A 26,999-nucleotide genomic window follows, 5' to 3' on the forward strand; every position below is an offset into this window, starting at 1 on the left:
ATTCTAGTGACTGAATATGTCTAGCCCTCAAGAGAAACACAAAGAGGATTTGGAATGTGTTATCTAAGGGATACCGCGCGATGATTCGCGGTAAGGTTGAAGAATCGCGTATCCTGCACACTCGGAGCCAGACTATATTTTCACTGAAGACCATTGGGACTGCGCCACGCCTTGCGATCCTCGGCGGGGTCGCCGTTGCGGCGCTCGCGGCCGTTCCGGCCGACTGGACACAAGCCCGGGCCCAAGGCCATGGCGAGGGGCGCGGCGGCGAGTCCGCCGGCGGGGCCGGCGGTGGCGGCTTCATGGGCGGCGGATCCGATGGCGGACAGCGCGGCGGTGCCGGCGGCCAGGGTGGCCGCAGCATGGACAGCATCCTTGCCGAGGAAGATGACGGCGAGGACACGCCCGACTGGGCGGGCGAGCGCGGCGGGAACCCGGATCGCGGTGCCGACCAGACCGGCGGCGGCGGCCGTCCGGAAGGAAAGGGGGGCCGGCCGGAAGGTGTCGGCGGCGGCGACGAGGATTCCGACCGCCCCGCCTGGGCGGGCGTCCCGGGCGGCTCGGCTGGCCGCGGCGGCACGCCGGATGCCGGCGGCAGCGGCGACGAGTTCGGGGATCTCTATGTCATCCTGCGCGACGACCAGGGCATGCCGATCCTGAGCCCGGAAGGCTTCGTCCAGCCGATCGACGCCGACGGCAACCTGATCCCCATCGACGCCGAGGGCGCGCCCCTCGACGACACGCTGGTCCAGGAGGTCGAGATCGGCAGGACCAACGTCGCCCGCTCGCCGGAGAGCGTCATCGACAACCGTCTCGAGGAAGTCGTGGTCGCGCTGAACGACGCGGAAGCGGTCGCCCTCGATCCGGCCGGACGCCTGCTGGTCACCATCGACGGAGAGACGCGCACGATCGACTCGCCGCTCGAGAACCTCGCGATCTACGAGGCCCTGATGACGAACGGCACGATCCCCGGGATCACGGCCACCCTGCCGGCCGAACTCTCCTATCTGACCGACGGCGCGTTCACCTCGGCGGATCTTGCTGCGGCCGGCACCTTCCTGGCAGCGGCCACGGACAAGTCCTCTCCGATGACGCTCGACGAGATCGCCTATCTGAACCGGATCCTCGACGTCGGTGTCACCACCGTCGAGGGCAGCGAGGTCACCTACTCGGACGTCGACTACTCCAGCTTCAGCTATGATCGGTCGGACACGTATGGCGACGTGACCTACAACGTGCTGGTCCGGCAGGAGGATGGCAGCTACGTCCCGACCGAGGTCAACATCTATGACGTGGTATTCGGCGGGACCGAGCCCGAGGTCACGGACGGCACGTTTGCGGCCTTTACCCAGTCGGCGGACGATGCCCGCGCGGTGATAAACTACATCCACAACTACGAGGTCCCGGCGGACCTGTGAGCCAACGAAGGCGCGGCGCGCGGTGGCGCCGCGCCGCTTCCTTCGGCTGGAGAGCCTCATGACTGACAGCAGCGACCTACTGCAGAGACGAGCATCTGTGTCCATCGCCCGTGCCGCCATCGCGGCGGTGTTTCTGGCCGCCGGGTCGGTGACGTCCGGCGCACAGGAGCATGGAGGCGGGCACACCGACACGACGGCCACCGGGCACGAGGAATCCGACCATGTGCAGCCCGGCGATGATCACGCCGATGACGAGGGCGGCCGGGGCCGGGGTCCGAAATGGCAGGGCGGACGCGACCCGGGCGAGCGCGACGATCACGACGACAGCGATCACGCCGACGGCGGTGACGATGGCGGCACCCACGATGACGGTTCGCGTGGACCGCGATGGATGGGCGGGCGCACGGCGGGTGAGGCGCCCGACCACGGCGATGCTGGCCTTGACGAGACCCACGCTGACGGGGAGGATCACGCGAGCGGTGCTCGCGGCCCACGCTACATGGGCGGCCGGGCCGGGGACTCGATCCTGAGCGGCCGGCACAGCGCGTCCATCGAGGACCGGGTGTTTCGCGGCCACGGCAACTGAAAAGCGGCACCGCCGGCGCGCCGGTGCCCGCCTTCTCGGCTGGAAGCGGCTGTGGAAGGCACAAGTCATGCGCGCTTTAGGAGAAGCCGATGAAGACCAGAAGCCTTGTGGCATTGGTGACGGTAGCGATGCTTGCCGCCGTCCCGGCAACAGCGCAGGACAGGGATCAGGACCGGGACCGCGATCGCGACTGTCTTGAGGACGCGGATCTCGACCGGCTGCGGGACCGCGACCGCGACTGCATCTATGGCTATGACGTCATGCTGCCCGAAGAGCATGAGGAGCTGTTCAGGCAGTTGGAAGCCGCGCCCGACGCGCAGGAGCGCAACCAGATCATGGAAGAGCATCGCAACATGATGCGCGAGCGCGTCGGCGCGTTGCTGCAGAACATCGAGGCACCGGCCGGTGGCCAGGCCCCCGGTGCCGGCCAGGGCGGCGCCCAAGGTAGCGGCGACGCCGGTCAGGGCGGCGATTCAGGCCAGGGCGGCGGATCCGGCGCTGGCGGCGCTGGCGGGGGGCAGGGGGCAGGCGGCTCCGGCAACTGAGCCGCGCCTGACGTCGCCGGCCGCCCCGGCAGAATCGAGATGGCAGCGCGCCGCGTTGGCGGCGCGCCTAATTCTCGCGGGCGGCTGCGGCTGAGCGATTCCCGCAGTTTTTTTTCCGAACGCGAGCCTTGGAGCGGACATGCAGCGCGCCGAGCCGCCGCTGACCTCTCCCACCTCGACGCGCAAGGGCGGGAGGGCCCACCGCCCCGTCGCACGGCTGGGGAGAGGCGGCCGATCACGGGCAACCGCCCGCCTCAGATTTCCCGGGACCCGAGAAATTGCCCGAAGCTCTGCATGGTCGCGCCGAACAGGACCACCTCGTAGACCTCGGGATCGACACCGGGGAAGTCCATGCCGGGCGAGCCGGCGGGCATTCCTGGCACGGCAAGTCCTGTCCCGACGGGCCGCTCGGTCAGAAGGCGGCGGATCGCAGTGGCGGGGACATGGCCCTCCACCACGTAACCGTCCACCTCGGCGGTATGGCAGGAGGTCAGTTCGGCCGGCACGCCGAGCCGCTGTTTCAGCGCGTCCACATCGGACGATTCCACGACATGGACCGGGAACCCGGCCGCCTTGATGTGCTCGATCCAGCCGCCGCAGCAGCCGCAGGACGGATCCTTGGTGACCGTCACCAACGGCAGCGCCTCGGCACGCGCCCTTGTCGGAATGGACATCAGCAGGGGAAGGGCACCGGCAGCGGCGAGAAGGGCGCGCCGGCTGATGAAGTGATCGTTTCGCATTCTTGGACCTCTTTCCGTGGGTTGGATAATCTCGTCGCCGGGATCCCGGGCGATGCAGGACGGGATGAGCCGACGCCCGGTCGCCGCAGCGTGATCTCGCGGGATACATGCGTCCCCCATCGTCACAGCTCAACCGAGCGCAGGCGCGCGGCGTTCGCGATCACGCTGACGGAAGAGAGCGCCATGGCGGCCGCCGCGATGATCGGCGACAGCAGAATGCCGAAGAACGGGTACAGCACCCCCGCCGCGACCGGCACGCCGAGTGCATTGTAGACAAAGGCGAAGAACAGGTTCTGGCGGATGTTGCGCATCACCGCCTGTGACAGCCGCCGCGCCCGGACGATGCCGTTCAGATCGCCCCTCAGCAGCGTGACGCCCGCGCTCTCCATGGCCACATCGGTGCCGGTCCCCATGGCGATGCCGACGTCGGCAGCAGCGAGCGCCGGCGCATCGTTGACGCCGTCGCCGGCCATCGCGACGATTTCGCCCGCGGCCTTGTGCCGCTGCACGACCGCGCTCTTCTGATCGGGCAGGACCTCGGCCTCGACCTCGTCGATGCCGAGCTGGCGCGCGACTGCCCGCGCCGTCGTCCAGTTGTCGCCGGTAAGCATCACCACGCGGATGCCCTGCGCCTTCAGCGCGGCAAGCGCCTCGGGCGTGGACGGCTTGACCGGATCGGCGATGGCGAAGATCGCCGCTGGCTGCCCGTCCACGCCCATGAAGATCGCTGTCGCCTCGTTCTCGCGCAGCTCGTCGGCCCGCGCGGCCAGCGGCGCCACATCGACGCCTTGGTCGGCCAGGAACCTGGCGTTGCCGAGCGCGATGTTGCGCCCGTCGACGGTTCCCAGCGCGCCCTTTCCGGTCGGGGAGTCGAACTCCGTGACCGGCGCAAGCGCGATCTCTCGCCCTTCGGCCGCGCGGACGATGGCCACCGCCAGCGGGTGCTCGCTCGCACGCTCGACGCTCGCTGCGAGGCGCAGGGCCTCTGCCTCGGCAAAGCCCGGTGCGGGAACGATAGTGGTTACCGCGGGCCTTCCCTCTGTCAGGGTCCCGGTCTTGTCGACCACGATCGTGTCGACCTTCTCCATGCGCTCCAGCGCCTCGGCGTTGCGGATGAGGACACCGGCCTGCGCGCCACGCCCGACCCCGACCATGATCGACATCGGCGTCGCCAGCCCGAGTGCGCAGGGACAGGCGATGATCAGGACCGACACCGCCGCGACCAGCCCGAAGGAGAAGCGCGGCTCGGGACCCCAGATCGCCCAGGCGACAAAGGCCAGGACGGCCACGGCGATCACCGTCGGGACGAACCAGCCGGAGACCTGGTCGGCCAGCCGCTGGATCGGTGCACGCGAACGCTGCGCCTCGGCGACCAGTTGCACGATCTGCGACAGCATCGTGTCGCGTCCGACCCGCCGCGCCTCGATCACCAGGGCGCCGGACTGGTTCAGGGTCCCGCCGATCGTGGTCGCCCCGACCTCTTTCGTCACCGGCATCGACTCGCCCGTCACCATCGACTCGTCGACGGCGCTGCGACCGTCCAGCACCGTGCCATCCACGGGCAGCTTCTCGCCGGGCCGGACCCGCAGCCGGTCACCAACCTGGACCGTGTCCAGCGGGACCTCCTCCTCGGCGCCATCCGCGCCGATGCGCCGCGCGGTCTTGGGCGCCAGGTCGAGCAGCGCGCGGATCGCGCCGCTGGTGCTCTCTCGCGCCCGCAGTTCCAGCACCTGACCCAGCAGCACAAGCACGGTGATGACGGCCGCGGCTTCGAAATAGACCGCGACCGAGCCGTCGTGCTGTCGAAACGCGTCCGGGAAGATGCCGGGCGCGACTGTGGCAATGACGCTGTAGATCCACGCCGCCCCGGTGCCCATGGCGATGAGGGTGAACATGTTGAGGTTGCGCGTGACGAGGGATTGCCAGCCCCGCTGGAAGAACGGCCAGCCCGCCCAGAGAACCACCGGCGTGGCGAGGAGCAGTTGCAGCCAGTTCGATGTCCGCTGGCCGACGTAGTGGTCCAGGCCCAGGAAATGCCCGCCCATCTCCAGCACGACGACGGGGATCGCCAGCAGCAGTCCGATCCGGAACCGGCGGCGCATGTCGATCAGTTCGGGATTGGGCTCTGCCTCCAGGCTGACCACGACAGGCTCCAGCGCCATTCCGCAGATCGGGCAGGAGCCCGGGCCGACCTGCCGGATCTGCGGGTGCATCGGACAGGTATAGATCGTTCCCGCAGGCACCGGCTCCGCCGCCGTCGTCGCCGCCGGATCGAGGTAACGCACCGGCTCGGCCACGAACTTCGCGCGGCACCCTGCCGAGCAGAAATGATACGGGTGGCCAGCATGCTCGGCCTTGTGCGGGGTCGTGTGCGGATCGACCAGCATGCCGCAGACCGGGTCCCGGACACGACGGTTGTCCTTCGCGGCTGCGCCGCTCGCGGGGTCAGGTGCCCGATCCTGGCCGTGGTGCTGGTGATTGTGCTCGGTTGTCCTGGTCATCCCTCCGCCTCCTCGGCGTCCTGTCCTGAACATGCGATCGCTCGTACCCTCTCCTCCGTCGTCGTAACGCACGGAGATCGACCCGCGAACCTGCGTCGGAGAGGACCATATTGCTGCATGCGCCGCGACAGCGCATGGCGGATCAGAGAAGACGGAGCTTGGGAGGGCGTTCGTTCAGTTCGGCCGTGCGGCTCGCACGAACTGTCCCGCGAGGCAGGTCGTGGCCGGCAAGACCGGCGTTCCGTACCGCTCCGCTATCAGACGCGGGCGAAAACAGCGCGAACCCCGCACAGACGAACTCGCATGCGCCGGTGTCGACCTGCGCGCAGGGTGCGACGTCCTCACAGGCATGCTGGTCACCGTCCGTGACCTGGATCATCTCGCTGGCATGGATCGCGTGATCGGGTGCGGCGCTCAGGCCCGCCGCATGCGCGAAGGTCACCGCGGTCGTGACGGCGATCGCGGACATGGCAAGCATCGTGACGACGCGGGCGAACATGCCGGCACAATAAGCGCTGCTCACGAGATTGTCCATTGCCACACAGCTCGTGGCTCACGCAGACCCCCTTTGCGGCATGATTGATCATCGACGCTGATTTGCCGACGGGGATCCGCCTCTTGAAACCAGTCCTGACCAATCCTGTCGTGATCGGATCGCTTCTTGGGGGCGTGACCCTGCTGGTGCTTGCGGGGTGGCGCATCTCTGGAGCGGCAGACACCGCCTCGGCCTCTGCAGACGTCATCGAACTGGGCCGGCAGATCTATGCCGAACGGTGCGCGGCGTGTCACGGTGCCGAACTCGAGGGGCAGCCCGACTGGAAAACGCCCCTTCCCTCCGGCCGTCTGCCGGCGCCCCCGCACGACGCCAGCGGGCATACCTGGCACCATCCCGACGACGTCCTGTTCCGGATCGTCAAGGAGGGTACCGCCGCTATTGTCGGCAGCGCCTATCAGAGCGACATGCCCGGGTTCGGGGACGTTCTAAGCGACACGGAAATTCGCGCCGTGCTCGCGTATATCAGGACCACATGGCCAGAGCGCGAGCGCAGCTATCAGGAGCGCGTGTCCGGGGCGAGCTGACTATTCGGTTGATCCTCGCCTGCCGCTCGCGCGTGGCCCTTTCGCAGATCGGGTGGAGAACAAGTCCAAGGTGAGATGGTAGTGCGGGAACTGCGGGGACAAGCCGCCGCGTCGAGACGAGGCCGGACGCCGGCCGCCGAGATCACAACGCCCTGCTGCCCCGTGGTGGAGATTGTCTGTACCTGATATCTTCCGCCGTTTCGCCGGTCGTATCCGCCGCCCGAGCCGCTGAGGTTTTGTCTTCACATAAACCGGCTATCGTTGGAGCGGCGTCCCACGCGTAGTAGCGGCCGACTCCATTCCGTTGCCCGAAACGACCGCGAGGCGACGACGGGCGCTCGGCGGCGCCTCCTAGCCATCTGCGTCGGCGGTTAGACTACGCCCAGGCGCCAGTGGGAGGCTTGTTAACGAGCAACGCGAACCCCACCGCGGGTCACGACGATAAACGCTCGCGGAACCGACATATTCAGACCAGGGTACAACCGATTTCTTACGGTTGTGCATCTCCTTGCGGAGCCGGCAAGCTGCCACCGAAAAGTCGACGTGCGTTGTGCCGGAATTCATACGGCCGTCCCAATCGGTTGTAACGAAAAGACGAGGTCCTGGAAATGGTGCCGCATGAGGGACTCGAACCCCCGACCCCCTCATTACGAATGAGGTGCACTACCAGCTGTGCTAATGCGGCTGCGATACCCGTTTAGACGTTGAGCTGCGGACGCGCAAGGCCGAAGCGCCGGGGCGGCGCGTTGTGGGCGCGCAGTTCTGGGCCACGCTGCAGCCGTTTCCGCGACGATCACCGGCGGCTCGTGTGGACCGTATCGTCGCCGGGTTCAACGTCCGGGCGCACGGGCGGGTCGCCCAGGTCGATCTGACGCGAGTCACCTGCGGTGCCGCCGGCCACTTCGGCCTCTGCATCCGCCGCCTTCGGAGGCTGGCCCACAGGATGCCCGTTCAGCTGGACGTCCGGTGACGGATCCTGTCCGTTGCCGGGCGGCGGGGCCGCGGGCGGCAGCACGATTTCGGGATCTGTGATCGTCGCCGACGGCGGGGCATAGTCGGATTCGCGGGGGACCATCCCCGGCGCCACCTGGGCCACCTCGCGGATTGCGGGGCGACGGTCGGCCGCTGGCTCGACCGGCGGCCGATGATCCACCTCGCCCGGCTGCGGCTTGCCCGGTCCCATGCGGCCCGGATCGGGCAGATGGCGGGCGGCGCTGTCGCTGCCTTCCGCATAGGCGTCGGCTTCGTGGAACGTCCGGTCGACATGGTCTTCCGATCCGGTGGGCCGGCCGATGATCAGCGGCAGCATCGTGACGCTGTTGCCGGCCGAGGCCATCCGGATATCCGACGGCGGTTCGCGCCAGCTGAGCGTGTCGAACCCGCCGCAGCTGTCACAGACCGGAGACCAGTCCGCCATGATGTTGTGGCACTTGTCGCAGACCCATTGCGGACCGCGGCTGGCGGTCAGGGCGCGGGCGAGCCAGCCGCGCACGACGCTGTCGTCCGCGCCTTCGCCCCGCTCGACCGCGGCCATGATCGACAGCGAGCGAACCGTGGGATGCTTTTCGGCGATGTCCCCCAGCGCGCGGCGTGCGCCCGGGAAATCCTCGGCCGCCAGCATCAGTTCGGCCTGCAGCAGGCGGGTTTCCTCGTGCGTCGGCGACTGCCTGATCAGTGCGTCGAAGCGGCGCAGCCGCTGGGCCGGGGTCTCGTCCGGGACAATCTCGGCATAGGCCGCGGCAAGCGCGGGGTGGGGCTGTGCCCCCCATGCCTTTTCCAGCACCCGGCTGGCATGGCGGGTGTTCTTCTGGGCCAGATAGCTGCGCGACGCCAGCACCGCCGCCGGGACCAGATCGGGCGACGCGCGATTGGCGCTGATCGCCGCCTCGCGGGCGCTGATGGAATTGCCATGCGCCAGCACTTCCCGCGCTTCCTGCAGGGCCAGCACGGCATCCCGGCGCAGATGCACGTCCTTGGGCAACGCACCCTGACGGCGCTTGTCCTTCAGAACCGACCGCGCGCCCTTCCAGTCGTGTTCCCGTGTCTGCAGCGCCAGCAGCGTGTCCTGCAGGTCGACATGCGAGGGTTTCAGCGCGTAGGCCTTTTGCGCCAGCTGCAGGGCGGTCGTGGTGTCGCCGGCCTGCAGACGCTGGTTCATCAGCCCCCGCACCCCGACGAAGCGGGTGCGGCTGTCGGCCAGCATGTCGCGATAGACACGCTCGGCCTGCTGCGGCTCATGCGCGACTTCGGCGGCCTGTGCGGCCAGCAGGTTGGTGACATGGGGCTGGTTCAGGAACTTTGCCGCACGCGCGGCCTTGTCCTGGGCCAGCCGGCCTTCACCCGACGCCACGGCCAGCATCCCGTCCGCCAGCGCCTGGTACCCCTTGCGTTCACGGATCCGCCAGAAATAGCGGTCGATCGCCGTTTCATCCCCTGCGAGAAACCGCATGAACGCCACGGCGAAGCGCAGCAGCTGCACGATCAGCCAGCCCGCGATCACCAGCAGAGCGACCAGCGCCAGCGCCTGCAGCGGCTGCAGCGAGTATTCGACGCCGTCGAACACGATGCGCAGCACCTTGCCCGTTTCCGCCAGATGCACCGCGCCCAGCGTGGCCGCCAGCACGATGCCGAAGAAGAACAGGATCTTCAGAAGCGAAAGCAGCATGTGCGGATGTTCCTCAGTTCGACGGTTGCGCCGGGGCTGCCGCGGTATCGGCAGAGCGGCCAGGGGATGCGGATGCGGCCGCCGTGTCGTCGGGACCGGCCGGGGCGGTCAGGTCGGCCACGGCGCTGCTGGCGGCGACCCAGGCGTTGGCCTTGGCGACCCAGGCGGCCATCGCCTCCTGTGCAGGTGCAGGCAAACGGGCGATTTCGGTCAGCGCCGCGTTGATGTCGCCGCGCGCGACGGCGTCGCCGGCCCGCGACAGGATCGCGTCGGGGTCGGACCCTTCGCGCGGCGTGACGGACCGCGCGCCGGTCTGGGCCCGCAGGAAGTTGCCGATCGTGCTGCCGCCGCTGCCCGGGTCCGCGCGCAGGGCCGCCTGGAGCCCGGCACGGGCCGCGTTATCGTATTCGGCCTGCAGCTGCTCCAGGGGTACCACCTCGGCGGTCAGCGCCGGGGGCACCTCGACGCCCGCCTCCTGCAGCTGCGCCAGCGCGGCCTGACGGTCGCCGCCGTCCGAGCGGGTCAGCGAGGACGACAATGTTGCCGCGGCGGCGGCCGTGCGGGCGCGGCGGGCCGCCTCGGCGGCGGCGGTCTGCAGGTCGGCGGCCTCGTCCCGGACCCGGGCGAGTTCCTGCCGAGCTTCCTCGCGGATCGACTCCAGTGCGGTCCGGGTTTCCGCAACGCTGTCGGCGATCTGCTGCAGGTTGTCGATCTGCGCCTGGTCGAGGACCGGGCGATCGCCCAGTTCGGCCAACATCGCCTGCTGTTCTTCCAGTCGTGCCGGCAGGTCGGCAGGAATCTGGTCCAGGCGGCCGGCCAGATCCTGGGGGATTGCATCGCGCAATGCGACAATCGCGTCGTCCAGCGCCGTCAGCTGTTCGGCCTGGGCCGACAGCGTGGCGTTCAGGTCCGCAGGTGTATCCGAAGCTGGCGACTCGGCAATGATCTTGCGGGCCGCGTCCGCGCCGGCAGTGGCGGCCTGCTCGGTCAGGGAGCGCAGGGCCGCTTCATCCAGTTGCGGCGCAGCGGCCTGGGCGGCAGCGGACTGCACGGCGGCTTCGGCGGCCGACCGGGCGCTGGCGGCAGCAGCCTCGGTGCTGCGGGCCTCGATCGCCTCTGCCTGCGCGGCCAGTTCGGCGCGCGCCGCCTCGGTCGCGGCCGCCACGGCCTCGTCCCGCAGCCGGGCGGCCGCGGCGTCGACGGCGGCTTGCGATTCGGTCTGCACCTGGCTGGTCAGCGCGGCCATGTCGACCGGTTCGGCCATCGGGGCGGGCGGATCGGGTGGCGGTTGCGGAATGAACATCCATGCGGCCCCTGCGCCAAGCGCCGCGGCGATGGCCCCGCCCAGCACCATCGATCCGGCACCGCCCCTGCGGGGTGGGGCGGCGGCCGGCACGGGCGGCGAGTTGAGATCGGGCACCGGCTCGGATTCCCCCGCCTGTGTGCCCGCCGCGGGACGATCGACGCGGGGCATTCCGGATGCGACCGGTGCGGCCGCGGCTCTTGATACTGCCGCCCCGAGGGTGTCGGGGCGCGCGGATCCCGGGCCGGCGTCGTCCGTTGGGACGCCATCTGTGCTGCCACCTTCGGCTTCGGCGCCAGGCCTCGCCCCGATCAACGGGTCACCGTCGTGAGGCGGTTCGTCCTGTGGCGCTTCGTCGACGGGCTCTGCGTCGGTGGGTCTGGCCAACGCTTCCTCCGCGTCCCCCCCATGGTCCGTAGACTTTCGCTCCGCCGGCGGCAGGCCATTCCCCTCGCCCACGAGAGTCGACTCGATCATCGGGCTGGGTTCGGCCGCGCCCGGTTCCGCATCGATCCGCTCGGCGTCGCGCACCTCCAGAACCGGCCGCTTGGCCGGTTCGCGGCGGTCGCCTGCCAGGTTCGGATCGTCGGCACCGGTGGGGTCTTTGTCAGAGCTCATCGTGGTCGTCCCAGGCTTCTACAGGTGGCAGCCCGGCAACGGTGCCGGTCCGGAAAGGGCGGTGTCGCGGGCACACGCCTGCACCGGCCGCAGCCGATCAGTGCAGCCTATGCCGGGCAGCGCGGCGGCTCAACCCGCCGCGACGCTGGAAGTTTCCGCGCCAGCAGCGATCCGATGGCACGGATCATTCCGGCACTGTCGGGGGTGGGCGCGATCTCCAGCAGGCGCGGGGGCGGCGTCCATGCGTCCGCGGCGGCGCGGCTGATCGCCGCGACCGCCAGCGGCGTGTGACCCGCGGGGTAGTGGTCGCCGGCCGCAGCCAGGGAGCGCGCCACCGCCGCCGCGGCCAGTCGGGCGGAGCGGGGCGAGAACACCGGCAGGATCACGGCTGCACTAGTGGTCAACAGGCGCGTCGCGTCAGCGGGCAGGTCCAGCGGTTGCTGATCATAAACGACCATGCCGGGCACCGGCATCTCGGCGGCGACGTGCCGGCCGTGCGGGTGCAACCAGCCATCGCCCAGATCGCCCAGCATCGGCATCAGGCCCGCGGCGTCACCCGGACCCACGGTCACGGCGAACCCCGCGGCGCGGGCGGCATCCGCGGTGGCCGGCCCGACGCAGATCGCCGGTCGTCCCTGCCCGGGACCCGCCGCAGGCACCGCATGGGCCGAGGTAAAGATCAGCCCCCGCGCCGCGCGCAGGGCCGCCGGGTCGTGGTTCACCCGGACGATCCGCATCAGGGGCGCCACATGAACCCGCAGGCCCTGCGCCTTCAAAACCTCGGCAAAGCGGCTGGCGCCGGGCTCGGGGCGGGTCACCAGCACGACCGGGCCGCTGGGGGCGGACCCGTCGGGGCTAGCGGCGGGCTGCGAGGCGCGGAACACGGCATGGGGCATGGTGCGTGGGACCCTGCAATGATAACCGGCACCTGCGTAGGCCCCTTCCCGTGACGGCACAAGCATGACGCTGACCTTTCTGGGCATCGAGAGCAGCTGCGACGACAGCGCCGCGGCCGTCGTGCGGACGGCCGTCGCGGGCGGTGTGCCCCGCATCCTGTCATCCGTCGTGGCCGGCCAGACGGGGCTGCACGCGGCGTTCGGCGGGATCGTGCCGGAGATCGCGGCACGCGCCCATGCCGAAACGCTCGACCACTGCGTCGAAGCGGCGCTGACCGACGCGGACGTCGGGTTGCGCGACCTCGACGGCATCGCCGTGACTGCCGGGCCCGGGCTGATCGGCGGGGTCATGGCCGGCGTGATGCTGGCCAAGGGGCTGGCGGCCGGAACCGGCCTGCCGCTGGTCGGCGTGAACCACCTCGCCGGCCACGCGCTGACCCCGCGGCTGACCGACGCGGTGGCGTTTCCCTATCTAATGCTGCTCGTGTCGGGCGGGCACTGCCAGTTCCTGCTGGTCCAGGGTCCGGACGCGTTTACCCGGCTGGGCGGCACAATCGACGACGCGCCTGGCGAGGCGTTCGACAAAGTCGCCAAGCTTCTGGGTCTCGGCCAGCCCGGCGGTCCCGCGGTCGAGGCCGAGGCGGCACATGGCGATCCGACCCGCGTTCCCCTGCCGCGTCCCCTGCTGGACAGGGCGGGGTGCGACCTGAGCTTCTCGGGGCTGAAGACGGCGGTGCTGCGGGCCCGCGACACGGCTGTGGTACGCGCGGGGGGGCTGACCCGCGCTGATCGCGCCGACATCTGCGCATCATTCCAGGCGGCCGTGGCCGAGGTGCTGGCCGAAAAGACTCGCCGGGCGCTGGAAGCCGCGCCGGTACCGCTGCTGACGGTCGCCGGCGGGGTGGCGGCGAACGCCACGATCCGCGCGGCCCTGGCGGCGCAGGCCGACACGGCAGGCGTCCGTTTCCTGGCCCCGCCGCTCGCGCTCTGCACGGATAACGGGGCGATAATCGCCTGGGCGGGGATCGAGCGATTCCGGCTGGGCCAGCGCGACGGGATGGATCTGGCGGCCCGGCCGCGCTGGCCGCTGGATCAGGGCGCCGCGCCGATGCTGGGGACGGGAAAACGCGGGGCAAAGGCATGACATCGCATATCTCCATACTCGGGGCAGGGGCCTTTGGTGCTGCCTTGGCGGTTGCGCTTGCAGTGAAGGCCCCGGTGACGCTTTGGGGGCGCAATCTGGGCCGCGATCGGCAGGTCGCGCGCCTGCCCGGTGTGACCCTGCCCGATGCCGTCATCCTGACGGATCGGCTGGATGGCGCGACGCGGGCGTCAACCATCCTGCTGGCGATCCCGGCCCAGGCGATCGGGGCATTCCTGCGCGATCATGCGGATGCGCTGGATGGCCGCAGGCTCGTCAGCTGTGCCAAGGGCATCGACCTCTCGACCGGACAGTCGCCTGCTCGGCTGATCGCCGCCGCCTGTCCCCAGGCGGTGCCCGCGGTGCTGACCGGACCCAGCTTTGCCGCCGACATCGCCGCGGGCCTGCCGACCGCCCTGACCCTGGCCTGCGCCGATTCCGAAGCCGGCGAGGAATTGCAGCACCAGCTGTCCACCCCGACGCTGCGGCTTTACCGGTCGACCGACGTGGCCGGGGCCGAACTGGGCGGCGCGCTGAAGAATGTCGTCGCGATTGCCGCGGGCGCGGCGATCGGCGCGGGTCTGGGCGACAGCGCGCGGGCGGCGATCGTGACCCGGGGATTCGCCGAGATGACCCGGCTTGCGGCGGCGCTGGGCGCACAGCCGGACACCCTGACGGGACTGTCCGGTCTGGGTGACCTGATCCTGACCGCCACGTCGGAACAGTCGCGCAATTTCCGGTTCGGCGTCGCGCTGGGCCGGGGACAGCCCTTCGATCCCGGCGTGACGGTCGAGGGCGCGGCGACGGCCCGCGCCGTTGCAGCGCTCGCTCCCCGCATGCAGGTGGACATGCCGATTTCGACGCTGATCGCCGGGCTTGCCGAGGGCCGGATCGACGTGAGACACGCCATGGACCGGCTGCTCGCCAGACCGTTGAAGGAGGAATGATGCCCCTGTTTGCCGTGATCTGCCGGGACCGACCCGGCAGCCTGCAGATCCGCATGGATACACGAGAGTCCCATCTGGCCTGGCTGCAGTCCGATCAGCCCGGGACGGCAACGGTCCGCATGGCCGGCCCGCTGATCGAGGCGGGCGAGATGCGCGGCTCGCTGATCGTCATCGAGGCGGCCCGCCTGTCCGATGCCGTGGCCTGGGCTGCAGAGGACCCCTACAAGGCGGCCGGACTGTTCGCCTCGGTCGACGTGATCGAGTGGAAGAAGGTGATCGGGTGAACCGCTGGCTGTTCAAGTCGGAACCCGACGTGTTCGGCTGGGACGACCTGGTCGCCAAGGGGAAGGCGGGCGAGGAGTGGGACGGCGTCCGCTCGGTCCAGGCGCGCAACATCATGCGCGAGATGAAGCGCGGCGACCGGGGCTTCTTCTATCATTCGAACACCGGCAAGGCGGTGGTCGGCATCGTCGAGGTGATCGCCGAGGCACATCCGGACTCGACAGCCGAAGATCCGAAATGGGAATGCGTGGACGTGCGCGCCGTGGAACCACTGCCGCGGCCGGTCACCCTGGCCGAGATCAAGGCCGATGCGCGTTTCGCCGACATGGTGCTGGTCCGCAATTCGCGCCTGTCGGTGCAGCCGGTGAGCGCGTCGGAATGGGACATGATCGTCGATCTGGCCGGGCAGGCCGCCGAAGGGGAGTGAAGGAATGGAACTGCTGATCGTGATCATGGCGGCGGTGCTCGCCTGGGTCGTCGGGGCGATCTGGTATCGGCTGACCGACAATGTCTACGCCGATGCCTCGGCCCTGCAGGTCCGCAACATCGGCCACCCGCAGTCCAGATCGGTGGTGCCATATCTTCAGGCCGGCATCGCGCTGGTAGCGGTGGCCGCCATGATGCGCATCCTGTTCGTCCGCGCCGGCATCGACGGGCTGCTGGCGGGCATCGCCTGGGGGGCCGGGCTGGGCGCGTTCATGGTGGCGCCCTGGTTCGTGATCGAGAACACCTATTCCACCCGGCCGTTGATCATGACGCTGGTGGACATGGCCTATGCCGTCATGGCCTGCGCCCTTCTGGGCGCCATCATGGGCGGCGTCTGATCACCCCGGCACCGGCGCCCTCCGCTGCTGCCCCGCACAGCTGAACGACGGTGTTCGGCGGCGGACGCGCGTGCGCGGCTCGGCTTCCGCGCCTGTCCGTTCGACTGGACGCGGCCACAGGCGCTTGCCCTTGCCCGGCACAGTTCTTAAACCCCGGGGCGCAAGCGGAGGTGACATGGCGCGCAAGCCCAGATCAGACGTGGACCGGCCCACGACCAAGCGGGTCGGCGCATTGAAGGCGCTGTGGCCCTTTGTCCGTCCCTATCGCGCCTTGCTGACCGCCGCGCTGGTGGCGCTGGCAATCACCGCGTCGATCAGCCTGATCCTGCCGCTGGCGGTGCGCCGGATCGTCGACGGCTTCGACCAGGGCGCGCAGCTTCTGGACAAGTATTTCGTGGCCGCGCTGGGGATCACTGCGCTGCTCGCCGTGGGCACGGCGCTGCGTTATGCGCTGGTGACCCGGCTGGGCGAACGGGTCGTGGCCGATATCCGCAAGGCGGTGTTCGACCGGGTGATCGGCCTGTCGCCGGCTTTCTACGAGAAGGTGATGACCGGCGAGATCATCAGCCGCATCACCACTGACACCACCCTGATCCTCTCGGTAATCGGCTCGTCGGTCTCCCTGGCCCTGCGCCAGACGCTGGTGGCGATCGGCGGCTTGGGGATGCTGCTGCTGACCTCGGCCAAGCTGACCGGTCTGCTGCTGCTGCTGGTGCCGGTGGTGGTCGTGCCGATCATCGTGCTGGGTCGCCGGCTGCGCGTGCTGGCCCGCCAGAACCAGGACTGGATCGCCACGTCGTCGGGCTCGGCCTCGGAAAGCCTGCTGGCCGCGCAGACGGTCCAGGCCTTCACGCATGAGGACGCCACCCGGGCCGATTTCGCCCAGGTGACCGAGCGGTCCTTCGACGCCGCGCGCCAGCGCATCGCGACGCGGGCCGTCATGACGGCGCTGGTGATCTTTCTGATCTTTGCCGGGGTCACCGGGGTGCTGTGGGTCGGGGCCCGCGACGTCCGCGCCGAGTTGATGACGGTGGGCGAGCTGGTGCAGTTCGTCATCTACGCGGTGATGGTCGCAGGCTCGATCGGCGCGCTGTCCGAGATCTGGGGCGAACTGCAGCGCGCCGCCGGGGCAACCGAACGGCTGGGCGAGCTCCTGGCGACCGATGACAGCATCAGCGATCCTGCCGACCCCGTCCCGCTGCCGCGCCCGGTGCGCGGTCGCATCGACCTGCAGGACGTCACTTTCCATTATCCCGCCCGGCCCGACGTCTCGGCGCTGGAAAATGTCACGCTGAATGTCGCGGCGGGCGAGACCGTGGCCCTGGTCGGCCCCTCGGGTTCCGGCAAGACCACGATCATCCAGCTGATCCAGCGCTTCCGCGATCCCCACGGCGGCAGGGTGCTGATCGACGGGATCGACCTGCGGCAGATGTCACGGCATGATTTCCGCCAGGCCATCGCGCTGGTCCCGCAGGACCCGGTCATCTTCGGCGCGACGGCCCGCGACAACATCCGCTTCGGCCGTCCCGACGCGACTGAGGACGAGATCGTCGCCGCGGCCAAGGCTGCCCATGCCGACGAATTCCTGCGCGCGTTGCCGGACGGCTATGACAGCCAGGTGGGCGAACGCGGGGTCATGCTGTCGGGGGGGCAGAAGCAGCGCATCGCGATTGCCCGCGCGATCCTGCGGGACGCACCGATCCTGCTGTTGGACGAGGCGACCAGCGCGCTGGACTCCGAGTCCGAAAGCCTGGTGCAGGAGGCTGTCGATCGACTGGCCCGCGGCCGAACTACCATCGTGATCGCGCACCGGCTGTCCACGGTCAAACAGGCCGACCGGATCGTCGTCATGGAACATGGCCGCATCGTGCAGCAAGGCACCCATGACGACCTTATCGCGCGAGGTGGGCTATACGCGCGACTGGCGCGGCTGCAATTCACCGACGGTCTGGCGGCCTGATCGGCGCGGCAGCGGGTTGATCACCAGGCGGAAGCGGGCCGTGGAGGGGCGCAGTCTTGCCACGCCATTCCAGCGCGCCAGCACCAACACCGGCAGCAGGTGAGCCGTTCGGTCGAACCGGGCCGCGTCGCGACTGCTGCCCATGCCGCTGTCACGGGTTCCGCCACAGGGCAGCGCCGGCTGTGCCTCCTGCAGCAGCCCGTCGTTGATCGTGACCCCGGCCGCCGCGACGCCGTTCGCGGACCACGGATCATCGGCAAGGTGCCGCCTCGGGCCCGAACACCGCGTGAGGGAGAGCGGTGCAGAACCGGTGCGATCCCCCTTGCGGCCTTGCACGGGTTTTGGCACGGGGGGCGCCATGACGCATGCTGGCCCGGTCACCACCCTTTTCGAACGCGCCGTCCGCGAGGGGCGGATCAAGGACGATCCCGAACAGCGCGACGTTCTGCCGATCCTCGACCGCATCGTGCAGGGCCTTGCCGCGCGGCCGCAGCCGTCCGGCAACGGTGGCGGCTGGCTGGGCCGGCTGTTTGGCGCCGCCGCCCCCACCGCGGCCGCGCCGCGCGGGCTGTACCTGTGGGGCGGGGTCGGGCGCGGCAAGTCGATGCTGATGGACCTGACCATGCAGGCGGCACCGATCGAGGCCAAGCGCCGCGTCCATTTCCACGCCTTCATGCAGGAGGTACAGGCCGGTCTGACCGCCGCACGCCGCACCGGGGCACAGGACGTCGTCCGCCCGGTGGCCGAGCGGATCGCGGCCGAGACACGGCTGCTGTGCTTTGACGAGATGCAGATCACCGACATTGCCGACGCGATGATCGTCGGCCGGTTGTTCCAGCTGCTGTTCGATGCCGGGGTGACGGTGGTCACCACCTCGAACCGGGTGCCCGAGGATCTGTACAAGCACGGGCTGAACCGGCAGCTGTTCCTGCCCTTCATCGCCCTGATCCGGGATCGTCTGGACGTCGTGCACCTGGACAGCATCCGCGACCACCGGCAGGGCCGCCGGACCGGCGACCAGGTCTGGTTCGTGCCCGCGGACGCCGCCGCGCGGCGCGAACTGGACGCGGTATGGGACGATCTGACCGACTGTGCCGATCCGGGGCAGCTGCGGCTTGCCGTCAACGGCCGCATGGTGGTTCTGCCCGGAGGGTGTGACCGGGTCGCCCGTGCGTCCTTCGACGATCTGTGCAGTCGGGCCTTGGGTCCGGCCGATTATCTGGCGATCGCCCAGGCCCTTGACGTCCTGATCATCGACGATATCCCACGGCTGGGCTCGCAGAACTTCGATGCGGCCCGGCGGTTCGTGACGCTGGTCGACACGCTTTACGAGGCCAGGGTCCGGCTGATCGCCAGTGCCGCCGCCGATCCCGAGGAGCTGTACGTCAAGGGCACCGGCAGCTTCGAATTCCAGCGCACCGCCAGCCGCCTGCACGAGATGCGCGACGCGACCTGGGGCAGGGTCGGGGGAATGGCTGCCGGCTGACGTCACCGGCCTCTGCCTGGCCGGTTGCCGCGATTGGGGTCACAGCAGGAAGCAGTCGCTCCCCAGATCGTCGAGGTCGAACCCCGCGATACGCAGCGTCCCCACCCCCAGGTCGATGACGACGGCCCTGCCGGTCAGGGTCGCTGCCGCGCGAACGGCCGACAGGCTGTCGAACGCCACGGACAGGTCGATGACGTCCTGCCCCGGCTGGAAATCCTTGATGACGTCGCGCCCGCCGCCGGCGATGACAAACCGGTCCGCGCCGGCGTCGCCGCGCAGCACGTCGTTGCCGGCACCGCCGCCGCTGCTATCCATCTGGTCGTTGCCGTCCCCGCCAGCAGGGTGTCCCGTGCGGCTTCGCCCCGCAGATGAGCGTGCACTCGCTGCGCCACCCACCCCGCGGGTGCCGCCGGATCGCATGAGAAACAACAAATCTACGGTCTGAAGCTGCCGGCGGTCAGCCGTTCTCGCGCAGGACCAGACCGGCCAGGTACAGCGATCCGCAGATCAGCATCCGCGCGCCCGGGTGGGCCGCAGCAAGCTCCCCGACCGCCCCCATCAGGTCGTCGGCGACCCCGGCGGGCAGCCCGGCCCGCGCCGCGGCGCCGGCGGTTTCGGCCGCCGGGAGGGTGTTCGTCTCGCTCGGAATCGACACCGCCGTCAGGCTGTCCGCGACGCCCGCCATCGGCCGCATGTAGCCCGCGACATCCTTGGTGTTCAGCATGCCGCAGATCAGGTGCACCGGCCGGCGCGGCAGGCCGCGCAGCGTCTCGGCCACCGCATCGGCGCCGGCCGGGTTGTGGCCACCATCCAGCCACAGTTCGCACCCGGATGCCGCCGCCGCCTCGACCAGCGGCCCGCGCGTCAGCCGCTGCATCCGGGCCGGCCACACCGCCCGGGTCATCGCGCCGGCTGCCTCTGCCTGGCCGAAGCCGAGCGCACGCAGCGCGGCAATGGCGGTGCCGGCATTGTCGATCTGGAACGGACCCGTCAACCTTGGCAGGGGCAGGTCCAGCAGGCCACGGTCATCCTGAAAGACCAGGGCGTCGCCCTCGCGGGCCGCTGACCAGTGCTGGCTGTGGATCGACAGCGGGCAGCCAAGCCGCGCGGCCCGCGCCTCGATCACCGCCAGCGCCGCATCGTCCTGGCGGGCGACGACGCAGGGCACGCCCCGCTTCAGTATGCCGGCCTTTTCCCCCGCGATCTGTTCCAGCGTCTCGCCCAGGTACTGGGTATGGTCGATGCTGATCGGGGTGATCACGGTCAGTCGGGGTGTGGCGATCACGTTGGTGGCGTCGAGCCGCCCGCCCAGACCCACCTCGAGCAGCGTGAAGTCGGCCGCGGTTCGTGCAAAGGCGAGGAAGGCGGCTGCTGTGGTCACCTCGAAAAAGGTGATCGGCCGCCCGGCGTTCACCTTCTCGACCTCGGCTAGCAGCTCGGCCAAAAGGTCGTCGGCGATGTCGCCGTCCGGCAGGCGGATGCGTTCGTTGAAGCGTGCCAGATGCGGCGAGGTATAGGCGTGCACCCGCAACCCCGCGGTCTCTAGCCCGGCGCGGATCATCGCCAGGGTCGAGCCCTTGCCGTTGGTGCCGGCGATGTGGATCACCGGCGGAACGGCGGCCTCCGGGTTGCCGAGATTGTCCAGCAGTGCCCGCAGCCGGTCGAGCGACAGGTCGATCATCTTCGGGTGCAGCCGGGTAAGCCGGGCCAGCAGCGCGTCGGCGTCGCGGCTCATGACGCGCCCGTCAGGCGGTGGCCGCGGCGGCCTCATCCTCGGCCGCCAGCGCCGACGGAATGACGCCGGGGGCGGGCAGGTCGCCTGCGATCGGGGCCGATTGCCGGGTCAGCATGCGCAGGATCGAGATCAGTTCCTCGCGCAGCTTGCGGCGGTGGGTCACCCGATCCAGCATCCCGTGTTCCAGCAGGTATTCGGCCCGCTGGAATCCTTCGGGCAGCTTTTCGCGGATCGTCTGTTCGATGACCCGCGGCCCCGCAAAGCAGATCAGCGCGTTCGGTTCGGCGATCTGGACGTCGCCCAGCATCGCATAGGACGCGGTGACCCCGCCGGTGGTCGGATGGGTCAGCACCACCACATAGGGCAGCCGGGCTTCCTTGAGCATCTGCACGGCCACCGTGGTCCGGGGCATCTGCATCAGCGACAGGATCCCTTCCTGCATCCGCGCGCCGCCGGCAGCCGAGAACAGCACCAGCGGGCGGCGCAGCTTGATGGCCCGCTCGGCCGCGGCAATGACGGCGTTCCCGACATACATGCCCATCGAGCCGCCCATGAAGCTGAAATCCTGCGCCGCGGCAACGATCGGGGTCCGCCCCATCTCGCCCTCGGCCACCAGCATCGCTTCCTTTTCGCCGGTCTGCTTCTGCGCGGCCTTCAGGCGCTCGGGGTATTTCTTCTGGTCCTTGAAGTGCAGCGGATCGACGATCGGATCGGGCACCTTGACCTCGACAAAGGCGCCGCCGTCGAACAGCGCAGTGAACCGCGCCCGCGGGCTGATCGCCAGATGGTGGTCGCAACTGGTGCAGACGTTCAGGTTGTCGGCGAGCTCCCGGTGGAACAGCATGGTTCCGCAATCCGGGCACTTGGTCCACAGGTTCTCGGGGACCTCCCGGCGCGAGAACAGCGAGTTGATGCGCGGCCGAACGTAGTTCGAAATCCAGTTCATCCAGACAGGCCTTTCGCGCGGTCGTGCATCGGGTGCGGGTGAGATATGCCGCACTGCCGCGGATTGCAATTCCGGCAGGCTGACGTTAGCTGCCGTGATGCGCGCAGACATTCCGATCCTATTGCATTACGGGGTGACCGTGGCCGCCGTGGTGCGGCTGCTGCTGCGCCCCCGTATCGAACCCGCGGCCCGGCTCGCCTGGGCGCTGGTGATCTTCGTCCTGCCGATCCTTGGCATCGCCGCCTATGTCCTGTTCGGCGAGATCCGGGTCGGCCGCGCCGAGCTGCGGGCCCGGCGCGGCGCCCGCCAGCAGGTCTCGGCGCTGTACGAACAGAGCGCGCCGCCAGCGCCGTCCCTGCCCTATGCCGCGATACCCGTTGCTGAATCCGGTCACGCGGTCGGCGGACTGCCCGTGGTCGGCGGCAACCGGATTTCGCTGCTGGCCGAGGATGACAGTGCCTTCGACCCCGTGATCGCCGCCATCGACGCGGCGGGCGACCACGTCCACCTGCTGTTCTACATCTGGCTGGCCGACGCCTCGGGCGGCCGGGTTGCCGCGGCCGCGATCCGCGCGGCCGAACGGGGTGTCACGGTCCGCGTCATCGTGGACGCGATCGGATCGCGCAGCTTCATGCGGTCACCCTGGTGGGCCCGGATGGTCGAGGCCGGCGTCGAATGCCGGGCGGCGCTGCCCGTGGGCATTCCCATGATGCGCGCGCTGGTGCACAGGCTGGACCTGCGCAACCACCGCAAGATCGTCCTGGTCGACGGCGCGGTCGCGTTTACGGGCAGCCGCAACTGCGCCGACCTGGCATTCCGGCCCAAGCTGCGGTTTTCGCCCTGGATCGACATCCTGGTGCAGGCGCAGGGGCCGGTCGTCCGGCAGATGCAGACCGCCTTCATCGTGGACTGGGTCGACGCCGGGGGTGAGTATCTGCCGCGGCTTCTGGAGGTGCCGGGGGATGAGGCGCGGGGCAGCGTCGCGGCCCAGGTGATACCGACCGGACCCGACCGTCACGGCGGGTCGATGTCGGAATGCCTGTCAACGCTGGTCCATGCGGCACGCGAACGGATCATGATCTGCACGCCCTACTACATCCCCGACGAGGCGCTGGATTCGGCCATTCGGGCGGCGGCCCGGCGCGGCGTCGAGGTGCACATGATCCTGCCGGAGCGCAACGACTCGGTGCTGGTGGCGGCGACGAACCAAGGGTTCTGGCGCGCCCTGCTGGAGGCCGGCGTCCAGCTGCACCTGTTCCGCCCCGGCCTGCTGCACGCCAAGATCGTCACCGTGGACGGGCTGATGGGCATCATCGGCAGCGCCAACCTGGACCGCCGCAGTTTCGAGCTGAACTATGAACTCAACATGTTCCTGTGCGATGCGGACACGATCGCAGCTCTGGACATGCGCCAGCGCAGCTACCTCGATCGGGCCCGTCCCATGACGATCGAGGAAGTCCGCGCCTGGCCCTGGTGGCAGCGGATGCGCAACAACGTGCTGGCCCTGGCGGCACCGCTGCTGTGACCCCCTGCGGGCGCCTGGCTTTGCCGGCGCACCGGGTGCTGCGCCCTTGCCCGACGCCGCGTGCGGCACTATGCCCGGCATGAGCCAGAAGGGGATAGCCGATGCGAAACGCGCGCTTTGACAAGTCGAAACTGCCCAGCCGTCACGTCACCGAGGGGCCGTCGCGGGCCGCGCATCGCAGCTATCTCTACGCCATGGGGATCACCGAGGAAGAGATCCACCAGCCGCTGGTCGGCGTCGCCACCTGCTGGAACGAGGCGGCGCCCTGCAACATCGCGCTGAACCGGCAGGCGCAGGTCGCCAAGATGGGCGTCAAGAAGGGCGGTGGCACGCCGCGGGAATTCACCACCATCACCGTGACCGACGGCATCGCGATGGGGCACGAAGGGATGCGGTCGTCGCTGGCCAGCCGTGACGCCATCGCCGACACGGTCGAACTGACCATGCGCGGCCACTGTTATGACGCGCTGGTGGGCCTGGCCGGGTGCGACAAGTCGCTGCCGGGCATGATGATGGCGATGGTGCGGCTGAACGTGCCGAGCGTCTTCATCTATGGCGGGTCGATCCTGCCGGGCAGGTACAAGGGCCGGGACATCGTCGTGCAGGACATGTTCGAGGCCGCGGGCCAGCACGCGGCCGGCCTGATCTCGGATGCGGAACTGGCGATCATGGAACGGCTGGCCTGCCCGTCGGCGGGGGCCTGCGGCGGACAGTACACGGCGAATACCATGGCCTGCGTGAGCGAGGCGATCGGCCTGGCCCTGATGAATTCGTCCGGCGCACCCGCGCCCTATGAATCGCGCGACATGTTCTGCGACGCGTCGGGCGTGGCGGTGATGAACCTGCTGGAAAAGAACATCCGAGCCCGTGACATCGTCACCCGCAAGAGCCTGGAGAATGCGGCGCGCGTGGTGGCCTGCACCGGCGGGTCCACGAATGCGGGGCTGCACCTGCCTGCCATCGCGCACGAGGCGGGGATCGAGTTCGACCTGTTCGACGTCTGCGACATCTTCCACGACACGCCGTATTTCGTGAATCTGCGTCCCGGCGGGGACTATGTCGCCAAGGACCTGTTCGAGGTGGGCGGCGTGCCCGTGGTGCTGAAGGAACTGGCCAAGGCGGGGCTGCTGCATCTGGACTGCATCACGGCGTCGGGCCGGACCCTTGGCGAGGAGCTGGACGAGATCCGGGGCGAGCCGGACGGCAAGGTCATCCACCCGGTCGAGACGCCGATCACCCGGACCGGCGGGGTCGTCGGGCTGAAAGGCAACCTGGCCCCCGAAGGGGCAATCGTGAAGGTCGCCGGGATGAGCGAGGCGGATCAGGTCTTCAGCGGTCCCGCCCTCGTCTTCGAATGCGAGGAAGACGCGTTCGAGGCGGTGCAGAGCCGCAATTATCAGGAAGGCTGCGTCTTCGTGATCCGCAACGAGGGGCCGGCGGGGGGGCCGGGCATGCGCGAGATGCTGGCGACCACCGCGGCGCTGTCGGGCCAAGGAATGGGCAAGAAGGTGGCGCTGATCACCGACGGTCGCTTCTCGGGCGCGACACGCGGGTTCTGCGTGGGCCATGTGGGGCCGGAATCGGCCCATGGCGGGCCGATCGCGCTGATCCGCAACGGCGACACCATCACCATCGACGCGATCCGCGGCACCATCGACGTGGACCTGTCGGACGAGGAACTGGCGGCGCGCAAGGCCGAGTGGGCCGGTCCGCGCAAGACCGACTACGCCTCGGGTGCGCTGTGGAAATACGCGCAGCTGGTCGGCGGTGCCCGCCTTGGCGCCGTGACCCATCCGGGCGCCAAGGCCGAGACGCACGTCTACATGGACCAGTAGGCGCCATGCGGCCCGATCCGCGCCGGCTGATCGAGCACCTGGACCGTGCCCGGTCCGCCCGGCGCTGGGATCGGCTCACGACGCAGATCGGGTCGATGCCCCTGTCGCGGCTGCGCGGCGTGCTGAACGAGGCGCGGACGCTGCGGACCAGACTGACCGTGATCATCGCCGCGGGCGAGGCGCGGCTGGACTGGGGGCGGCCCGATGCCGCTCCGCCGGACCTGCCCGCCGGCACCGACTGGGGCTGGCGGCCCTTGTGCCTGACCTCCCGTATCAGCCCGGACGGCGTTGCCGCACCGGCCAGCGGCACGAGGCTGGGGTCCGAGGTCGCGGTCTGGCATGACTGCAGCCATCGGGCGCTGATCCTGCGCCAGATCCGGCGTGATCGGGCGGCAGATCGGCCGCCCTTTGCGCTGCAACTGGAAACACTGGGGTTCTCGGGTAGCTTCCTGTCGCTGGCATCGACCTGCCGCCCGGGGCCGTCTAGCCGCCGTCGGGCGGCGAAAAATACCGGTAGCCGCCGGCCTCGTCAAAGCCGAGAGCCCTGTAGAAACCGAGCCCCGCGTCATTCGCGCGCGTGACCGCAAGCGCGATCCGGCCTGCGCCGTGTTCGGCCGCAAAGACGGCGGCGCGGCGCATCAGCCACCCTGCCACACCCATCCGGCGGAAATCCGGGTGCACGGCCATGGCATGGACCATGGCCACCGACCCGCACACCGCCACGAAACCCGCGCCGGCGGCGCGATCCCTGACCCGTCCCAGCAAGGCCGCCTTGGGGTGGACGACCCGCGCCATCGCCGCACGGCGGGCGGGGCCGATCCCCGCCTCGTCCCACAGCTCGCACTGGATCGCCAGCGGCGGCCAGATGGTAAAGGCGGTGACCGGCGGAATGGTCCGGTCGGTCAACAGCTTCACCGGCGCCTGCAGCAGGACGGTCGCATCCCTCGCCTGCCAGCCGCGGCCGATGAGCAAGTCGGACAGATCGAACTGGTGGTCGAAGGCAAGCACCAGCGGCGCGGCGCCCCAGCCATGCTGGACCGCGACGACTTGGTCGACGTCCTGGGCAGTCCAGTTTCCAACGGCACGGGCCGCGTTCAGCCGTCCGCCGCCGCCCTCGCCCCTAGCCACGCGGAACCCGCTTACAGTCCGGTATTCGGCGGCAGGCCAGGTCTGTTCGAAGGCACGGTCCAGGTCAGGATCGATCATCGCGCAGCCCAGCCTGCGGGTCAGCTCGGCCGCCGCCAATGCGACCTGATCCCCGTCCAGACCACGGACGACCAGATTGGTGCCGAAACCGTCGTCATGGCGGAACGGATAGCTGCCCAGCGACAACGTCGGAAAGTCCCGCGCCACCGCGGACAGGTCGTCGGCAACCTCCGACTCAGGGCGCCGCACCTCGATCGACCGGCTGACCGGTGGCCGGCCGATCGGCAGTCGGGGCACCAGCCAGTCGACCATCGCGCGAAACACCGACGGCACCCCGGCCATCACGTGGGTGCCCCCGATCGAGAATCCCGGTGCCGCCGAGACCGCGTTCTCGATCAGCGTGGCACCGATCGGAACCCGGGCCATGCGCAGGCGGCTGGGCGTGATCTCGACGCCCCTCGCGGCCCAACGCTCGGTCATCAGGGCGCGGGCCTGGTCGTTGATTTCGAGCGCCACCCCGAACGCATCCGCCACCGCGTCGGCCGTGATGTCGTCATGGGTGGGCCCGATCCCGCCCGAGGTGAAGACCATGTCCCAGGCCCCGCCCAGGCTGCGGTCCAGCGCCTGAAGCGCCGCGACGATGGCGTCGTGATCGTCCGCGACGACCCGGATCTCGCGCAGGTCGATCCCCACCGAGGTCAGCACCCGGGCCAGGTGGTGCGAGTTGCTGTCCTGGGTGCGCCCCGACAGGATCTCGTCACCGATGACGAGGATGGCGGCGGTCGGATTGTCGGACTGCATGCGCGATCTCCCCAGAGGT

The 26,999-nt window shown here is 69.6% G+C and carries 25 protein-coding genes, 1 tRNA gene and 1 pseudogene; 14 read left to right on the forward strand and 13 right to left on the reverse strand.

Features of this window, described 5'->3' with window-relative positions; genetic code table 11:
- Positions 1 to 80: 80 nt before the first annotated feature.
- The 3 genes from Q0938_RS08050 to Q0938_RS08060 all read left to right on the forward strand — a co-directional run bounded on the left by Q0938_RS08050 (position 81) and on the right by Q0938_RS08060 (position 2,549).
- A complete protein-coding gene (locus Q0938_RS08050) occupies positions 81 to 1,418 on the forward strand; it encodes a hypothetical protein (protein WP_299360833.1) in 1,338 nt (445 codons plus the stop codon).
- A gap of 97 nt (positions 1,419 to 1,515) precedes the next feature.
- A complete protein-coding gene (locus Q0938_RS08055) occupies positions 1,516 to 2,004 on the forward strand; it encodes a hypothetical protein (RefSeq protein WP_299360835.1) in 489 nt (162 codons plus the stop codon).
- An 89-nt stretch (positions 2,005 to 2,093) separates the two neighbouring features.
- Positions 2,094 to 2,549, forward strand: a complete 456-nt coding sequence (locus Q0938_RS08060) for a hypothetical protein (RefSeq protein WP_299360837.1) — start codon at positions 2,094 to 2,096, stop codon at positions 2,547 to 2,549.
- Positions 2,550 to 2,803: 254 nt separating this feature from the next.
- Here the strand turns inward: Q0938_RS08060 and Q0938_RS08065 are convergent, their stop codons facing one another.
- The 3 genes from Q0938_RS08065 to Q0938_RS08075 all read right to left on the reverse strand — a co-directional run bounded on the left by Q0938_RS08065 (position 2,804) and on the right by Q0938_RS08075 (position 6,313).
- Positions 2,804 to 3,289, reverse strand: coding sequence for a DUF411 domain-containing protein (locus Q0938_RS08065; protein WP_299360839.1), 486 nt, complete (start codon positions 3,287 to 3,289; stop codon positions 2,804 to 2,806).
- A 122-nt stretch (positions 3,290 to 3,411) separates the two neighbouring features.
- Positions 3,412 to 5,790: a heavy metal translocating P-type ATPase gene (locus tag Q0938_RS08070; protein WP_299360840.1), complete on the reverse strand. Its 2,379-nt coding sequence runs from the start codon at positions 5,788 to 5,790 to the stop codon at positions 3,412 to 3,414.
- Between the two features lie 142 nt (positions 5,791 to 5,932).
- The gene (locus tag Q0938_RS08075) at positions 5,933 to 6,313 is read right to left on the reverse strand and encodes a hypothetical protein (protein ID WP_299360842.1); all 381 of its coding nucleotides are present in this window, start codon (positions 6,311 to 6,313) and stop codon (positions 5,933 to 5,935) included.
- 176 nt (positions 6,314 to 6,489) lie between these two features.
- Here Q0938_RS08075 and Q0938_RS08080 point away from each other — a divergent pair, with 176 nt between their 5' ends.
- Entirely contained in the window at positions 6,490 to 6,870 is a 381-nt protein-coding gene (locus Q0938_RS08080; protein ID WP_299361156.1) for a cytochrome c, read from the forward strand.
- A 609-nt stretch (positions 6,871 to 7,479) separates the two neighbouring features.
- Here Q0938_RS08080 and Q0938_RS08085 read toward each other — a convergent pair.
- The 4 genes from Q0938_RS08085 to Q0938_RS08100 form a co-directional block, all read right to left on the reverse strand.
- Positions 7,480 to 7,555 (reverse strand) — tRNA-Thr (locus Q0938_RS08085).
- A 108-nt stretch (positions 7,556 to 7,663) separates the two neighbouring features.
- Positions 7,664 to 9,535 (reverse strand): heme biosynthesis HemY N-terminal domain-containing protein, encoded by a 1,872-nt coding sequence (locus tag Q0938_RS08090; RefSeq protein WP_299360844.1) that lies wholly within the window; start codon positions 9,533 to 9,535, stop codon positions 7,664 to 7,666.
- Positions 9,536 to 9,548: 13 nt separating this feature from the next.
- Positions 9,549 to 11,456: a hypothetical protein gene (locus tag Q0938_RS08095; RefSeq protein ID WP_299360845.1), complete on the reverse strand. Its 1,908-nt coding sequence runs from the start codon at positions 11,454 to 11,456 to the stop codon at positions 9,549 to 9,551.
- Positions 11,457 to 11,563: 107 nt separating this feature from the next.
- Complete coding sequence (locus Q0938_RS08100; protein ID WP_299360847.1) at positions 11,564 to 12,352, reverse strand: uroporphyrinogen-III synthase; 789 nt, start codon at positions 12,350 to 12,352, stop codon at positions 11,564 to 11,566.
- A 64-nt stretch (positions 12,353 to 12,416) separates the two neighbouring features.
- Between Q0938_RS08100 and tsaD the strand changes: the two genes are divergently transcribed.
- The 6 genes from tsaD to Q0938_RS08130 all read left to right on the forward strand — a co-directional run bounded on the left by tsaD (position 12,417) and on the right by Q0938_RS08130 (position 17,506).
- Complete coding sequence (gene tsaD / locus Q0938_RS08105) at positions 12,417 to 13,496, forward strand: tRNA (adenosine(37)-N6)-threonylcarbamoyltransferase complex transferase subunit TsaD (protein ID WP_299360849.1); 1,080 nt, start codon at positions 12,417 to 12,419, stop codon at positions 13,494 to 13,496.
- Complete coding sequence (locus Q0938_RS08110) at positions 13,493 to 14,440, forward strand: NAD(P)H-dependent glycerol-3-phosphate dehydrogenase (protein ID WP_299360851.1); 948 nt, start codon at positions 13,493 to 13,495, stop codon at positions 14,438 to 14,440. The genes tsaD and Q0938_RS08110 overlap by 4 nt, the downstream gene beginning before the upstream one ends.
- Positions 14,437 to 14,724, forward strand: a complete 288-nt coding sequence (locus Q0938_RS08115) for a YciI family protein (RefSeq protein WP_299360852.1) — start codon at positions 14,437 to 14,439, stop codon at positions 14,722 to 14,724. The genes Q0938_RS08110 and Q0938_RS08115 overlap by 4 nt, the downstream gene beginning before the upstream one ends.
- Positions 14,721 to 15,149 carry an EVE domain-containing protein gene (locus Q0938_RS08120; RefSeq protein WP_299360853.1) on the forward strand — a complete coding sequence of 143 codons (429 nt, stop codon included), beginning with the start codon at positions 14,721 to 14,723 and terminating at the stop codon, positions 15,147 to 15,149. Before Q0938_RS08115 ends, Q0938_RS08120 begins: the two co-directional genes overlap by 4 nt.
- A 4-nt stretch (positions 15,150 to 15,153) precedes the next feature.
- A complete protein-coding gene (locus Q0938_RS08125; RefSeq protein ID WP_299360855.1) occupies positions 15,154 to 15,546 on the forward strand; it encodes a DUF1761 domain-containing protein in 393 nt (130 codons plus the stop codon).
- 175 nt (positions 15,547 to 15,721) lie between these two features.
- Positions 15,722 to 17,506: an ABC transporter transmembrane domain-containing protein gene (locus Q0938_RS08130; protein ID WP_299360856.1), complete on the forward strand. Its 1,785-nt coding sequence runs from the start codon at positions 15,722 to 15,724 to the stop codon at positions 17,504 to 17,506.
- Here the strand turns inward: Q0938_RS08130 and Q0938_RS08135 are convergent.
- Entirely contained in the window at positions 17,456 to 17,866 is a 411-nt protein-coding gene (locus Q0938_RS08135; RefSeq protein WP_299360857.1) for a hypothetical protein, read from the reverse strand. The genes Q0938_RS08130 and Q0938_RS08135 overlap by 51 nt on opposite strands.
- On the opposite strand from Q0938_RS08135, the gene zapE reads away from it, so the two are divergent.
- Entirely contained in the window at positions 17,865 to 18,992 is a 1,128-nt protein-coding gene (gene zapE / locus Q0938_RS08140; RefSeq protein WP_299360858.1) for a cell division protein ZapE, read from the forward strand. The two genes, Q0938_RS08135 and zapE, sit on opposite strands and share 2 nt — an antisense overlap.
- A gap of 39 nt (positions 18,993 to 19,031) precedes the next feature.
- Here zapE and Q0938_RS08145 read toward each other — a convergent pair whose 3' ends face one another.
- From Q0938_RS08145 to accD, 3 genes are all read right to left on the reverse strand, one after another.
- The gene (locus Q0938_RS08145) at positions 19,032 to 19,307 is read right to left on the reverse strand and encodes a M10 family metallopeptidase C-terminal domain-containing protein (RefSeq protein ID WP_299360859.1); all 276 of its coding nucleotides are present in this window, start codon (positions 19,305 to 19,307) and stop codon (positions 19,032 to 19,034) included.
- A 142-nt stretch (positions 19,308 to 19,449) separates the two neighbouring features.
- Positions 19,450 to 20,727: a folylpolyglutamate synthase/dihydrofolate synthase family protein gene (locus Q0938_RS08150; RefSeq protein WP_299360860.1), complete on the reverse strand. Its 1,278-nt coding sequence runs from the start codon at positions 20,725 to 20,727 to the stop codon at positions 19,450 to 19,452.
- Between the two features lie 10 nt (positions 20,728 to 20,737).
- Positions 20,738 to 21,673 (reverse strand): acetyl-CoA carboxylase, carboxyltransferase subunit beta, encoded by a 936-nt coding sequence (accD, locus tag Q0938_RS08155; protein WP_299360861.1) that lies wholly within the window; start codon positions 21,671 to 21,673, stop codon positions 20,738 to 20,740.
- A gap of 97 nt (positions 21,674 to 21,770) precedes the next feature.
- Here accD and cls point away from each other — a divergent pair, with 97 nt between their 5' ends.
- From cls to Q0938_RS08170, 3 genes are all read left to right on the forward strand, one after another.
- Positions 21,771 to 23,198: a cardiolipin synthase gene (gene cls, locus Q0938_RS08160; RefSeq protein WP_299360862.1), complete on the forward strand. Its 1,428-nt coding sequence runs from the start codon at positions 21,771 to 21,773 to the stop codon at positions 23,196 to 23,198.
- A 101-nt stretch (positions 23,199 to 23,299) separates the two neighbouring features.
- On the forward strand, positions 23,300 to 25,033 hold the full coding sequence (gene ilvD / locus Q0938_RS08165) for a dihydroxy-acid dehydratase (protein ID WP_299360863.1): 1,734 nt from the start codon (positions 23,300 to 23,302) through the stop codon (positions 25,031 to 25,033).
- Between the two features lie 5 nt (positions 25,034 to 25,038).
- Complete coding sequence (locus Q0938_RS08170) at positions 25,039 to 25,614, forward strand: DUF6478 family protein (RefSeq protein ID WP_299360864.1); 576 nt, start codon at positions 25,039 to 25,041, stop codon at positions 25,612 to 25,614.
- On the opposite strand, the gene Q0938_RS19385 is transcribed toward Q0938_RS08170, so the two are convergent.
- A complete protein-coding gene (locus Q0938_RS19385) occupies positions 25,517 to 26,239 on the reverse strand; it encodes a GNAT family N-acetyltransferase (RefSeq protein WP_366942742.1) in 723 nt (240 codons plus the stop codon). The two genes, Q0938_RS08170 and Q0938_RS19385, sit on opposite strands and share 98 nt — an antisense overlap.
- 42 nt (positions 26,240 to 26,281) lie before the next feature.
- A pseudogene (locus Q0938_RS08180) lies at positions 26,282 to 26,980 on the reverse strand (molybdopterin-binding protein); the annotation flags it as partial.
- Positions 26,981 to 26,999 lie beyond the last annotated feature (19 nt).

The sequence above is a fragment of the uncultured Paracoccus sp. genome (assembly GCF_947496875.1).
Taxonomy (GTDB): Bacteria; Pseudomonadota; Alphaproteobacteria; order Rhodobacterales; family Rhodobacteraceae; genus Paracoccus.

Coding starts and splice junctions, on each gene's coding strand:
- Q0938_RS08150 (WP_299360860.1), bottom strand. CDS start 20,727: ATGAGCCGCGACGCCGACGCGCTGCTGGCCCGGCTTACCCGGCTGCAC.
- Q0938_RS08090 (WP_299360844.1), bottom strand. CDS start 9,535: ATGCTGCTTTCGCTTCTGAAGATCCTGTTCTTCTTCGGCATCGTGCTG.
- Q0938_RS08065 (WP_299360839.1), bottom strand. CDS start 3,289: ATGCGAAACGATCACTTCATCAGCCGGCGCGCCCTTCTCGCCGCTGCC.
- cls (WP_299360862.1), top strand. CDS start 21,771: ATGCGCGCAGACATTCCGATCCTATTGCATTACGGGGTGACCGTGGCC.
- Q0938_RS19385 (WP_366942742.1), bottom strand. CDS start 26,239: ATGATCGATCCTGACCTGGACCGTGCCTTCGAACAGACCTGGCCTGCC.
- Q0938_RS08100 (WP_299360847.1), bottom strand. CDS start 12,352: ATGCCCCATGCCGTGTTCCGCGCCTCGCAGCCCGCCGCTAGCCCCGAC.
- tsaD (WP_299360849.1), top strand. CDS start 12,417: ATGACGCTGACCTTTCTGGGCATCGAGAGCAGCTGCGACGACAGCGCC.
- zapE (WP_299360858.1), top strand. CDS start 17,865: ATGACGCATGCTGGCCCGGTCACCACCCTTTTCGAACGCGCCGTCCGC.
- Q0938_RS08170 (WP_299360864.1), top strand. CDS start 25,039: ATGCGGCCCGATCCGCGCCGGCTGATCGAGCACCTGGACCGTGCCCGG.
- Q0938_RS08130 (WP_299360856.1), top strand. CDS start 15,722: ATGGCGCGCAAGCCCAGATCAGACGTGGACCGGCCCACGACCAAGCGG.
- Q0938_RS08050 (WP_299360833.1), top strand. CDS start 81: ATGATTCGCGGTAAGGTTGAAGAATCGCGTATCCTGCACACTCGGAGC.
- Q0938_RS08125 (WP_299360855.1), top strand. CDS start 15,154: ATGGAACTGCTGATCGTGATCATGGCGGCGGTGCTCGCCTGGGTCGTC.
- Q0938_RS08070 (WP_299360840.1), bottom strand. CDS start 5,790: ATGACCAGGACAACCGAGCACAATCACCAGCACCACGGCCAGGATCGG.
- Q0938_RS08135 (WP_299360857.1), bottom strand. CDS start 17,866: ATGGCGCCCCCCGTGCCAAAACCCGTGCAAGGCCGCAAGGGGGATCGC.
- Q0938_RS08115 (WP_299360852.1), top strand. CDS start 14,437: ATGATGCCCCTGTTTGCCGTGATCTGCCGGGACCGACCCGGCAGCCTG.
- Q0938_RS08095 (WP_299360845.1), bottom strand. CDS start 11,456: ATGAGCTCTGACAAAGACCCCACCGGTGCCGACGATCCGAACCTGGCA.
- Q0938_RS08060 (WP_299360837.1), top strand. CDS start 2,094: ATGAAGACCAGAAGCCTTGTGGCATTGGTGACGGTAGCGATGCTTGCC.
- Q0938_RS08110 (WP_299360851.1), top strand. CDS start 13,493: ATGACATCGCATATCTCCATACTCGGGGCAGGGGCCTTTGGTGCTGCC.
- Q0938_RS08145 (WP_299360859.1), bottom strand. CDS start 19,307: ATGGATAGCAGCGGCGGCGGTGCCGGCAACGACGTGCTGCGCGGCGAC.
- accD (WP_299360861.1), bottom strand. CDS start 21,673: ATGAACTGGATTTCGAACTACGTTCGGCCGCGCATCAACTCGCTGTTC.
- ilvD (WP_299360863.1), top strand. CDS start 23,300: ATGCGAAACGCGCGCTTTGACAAGTCGAAACTGCCCAGCCGTCACGTC.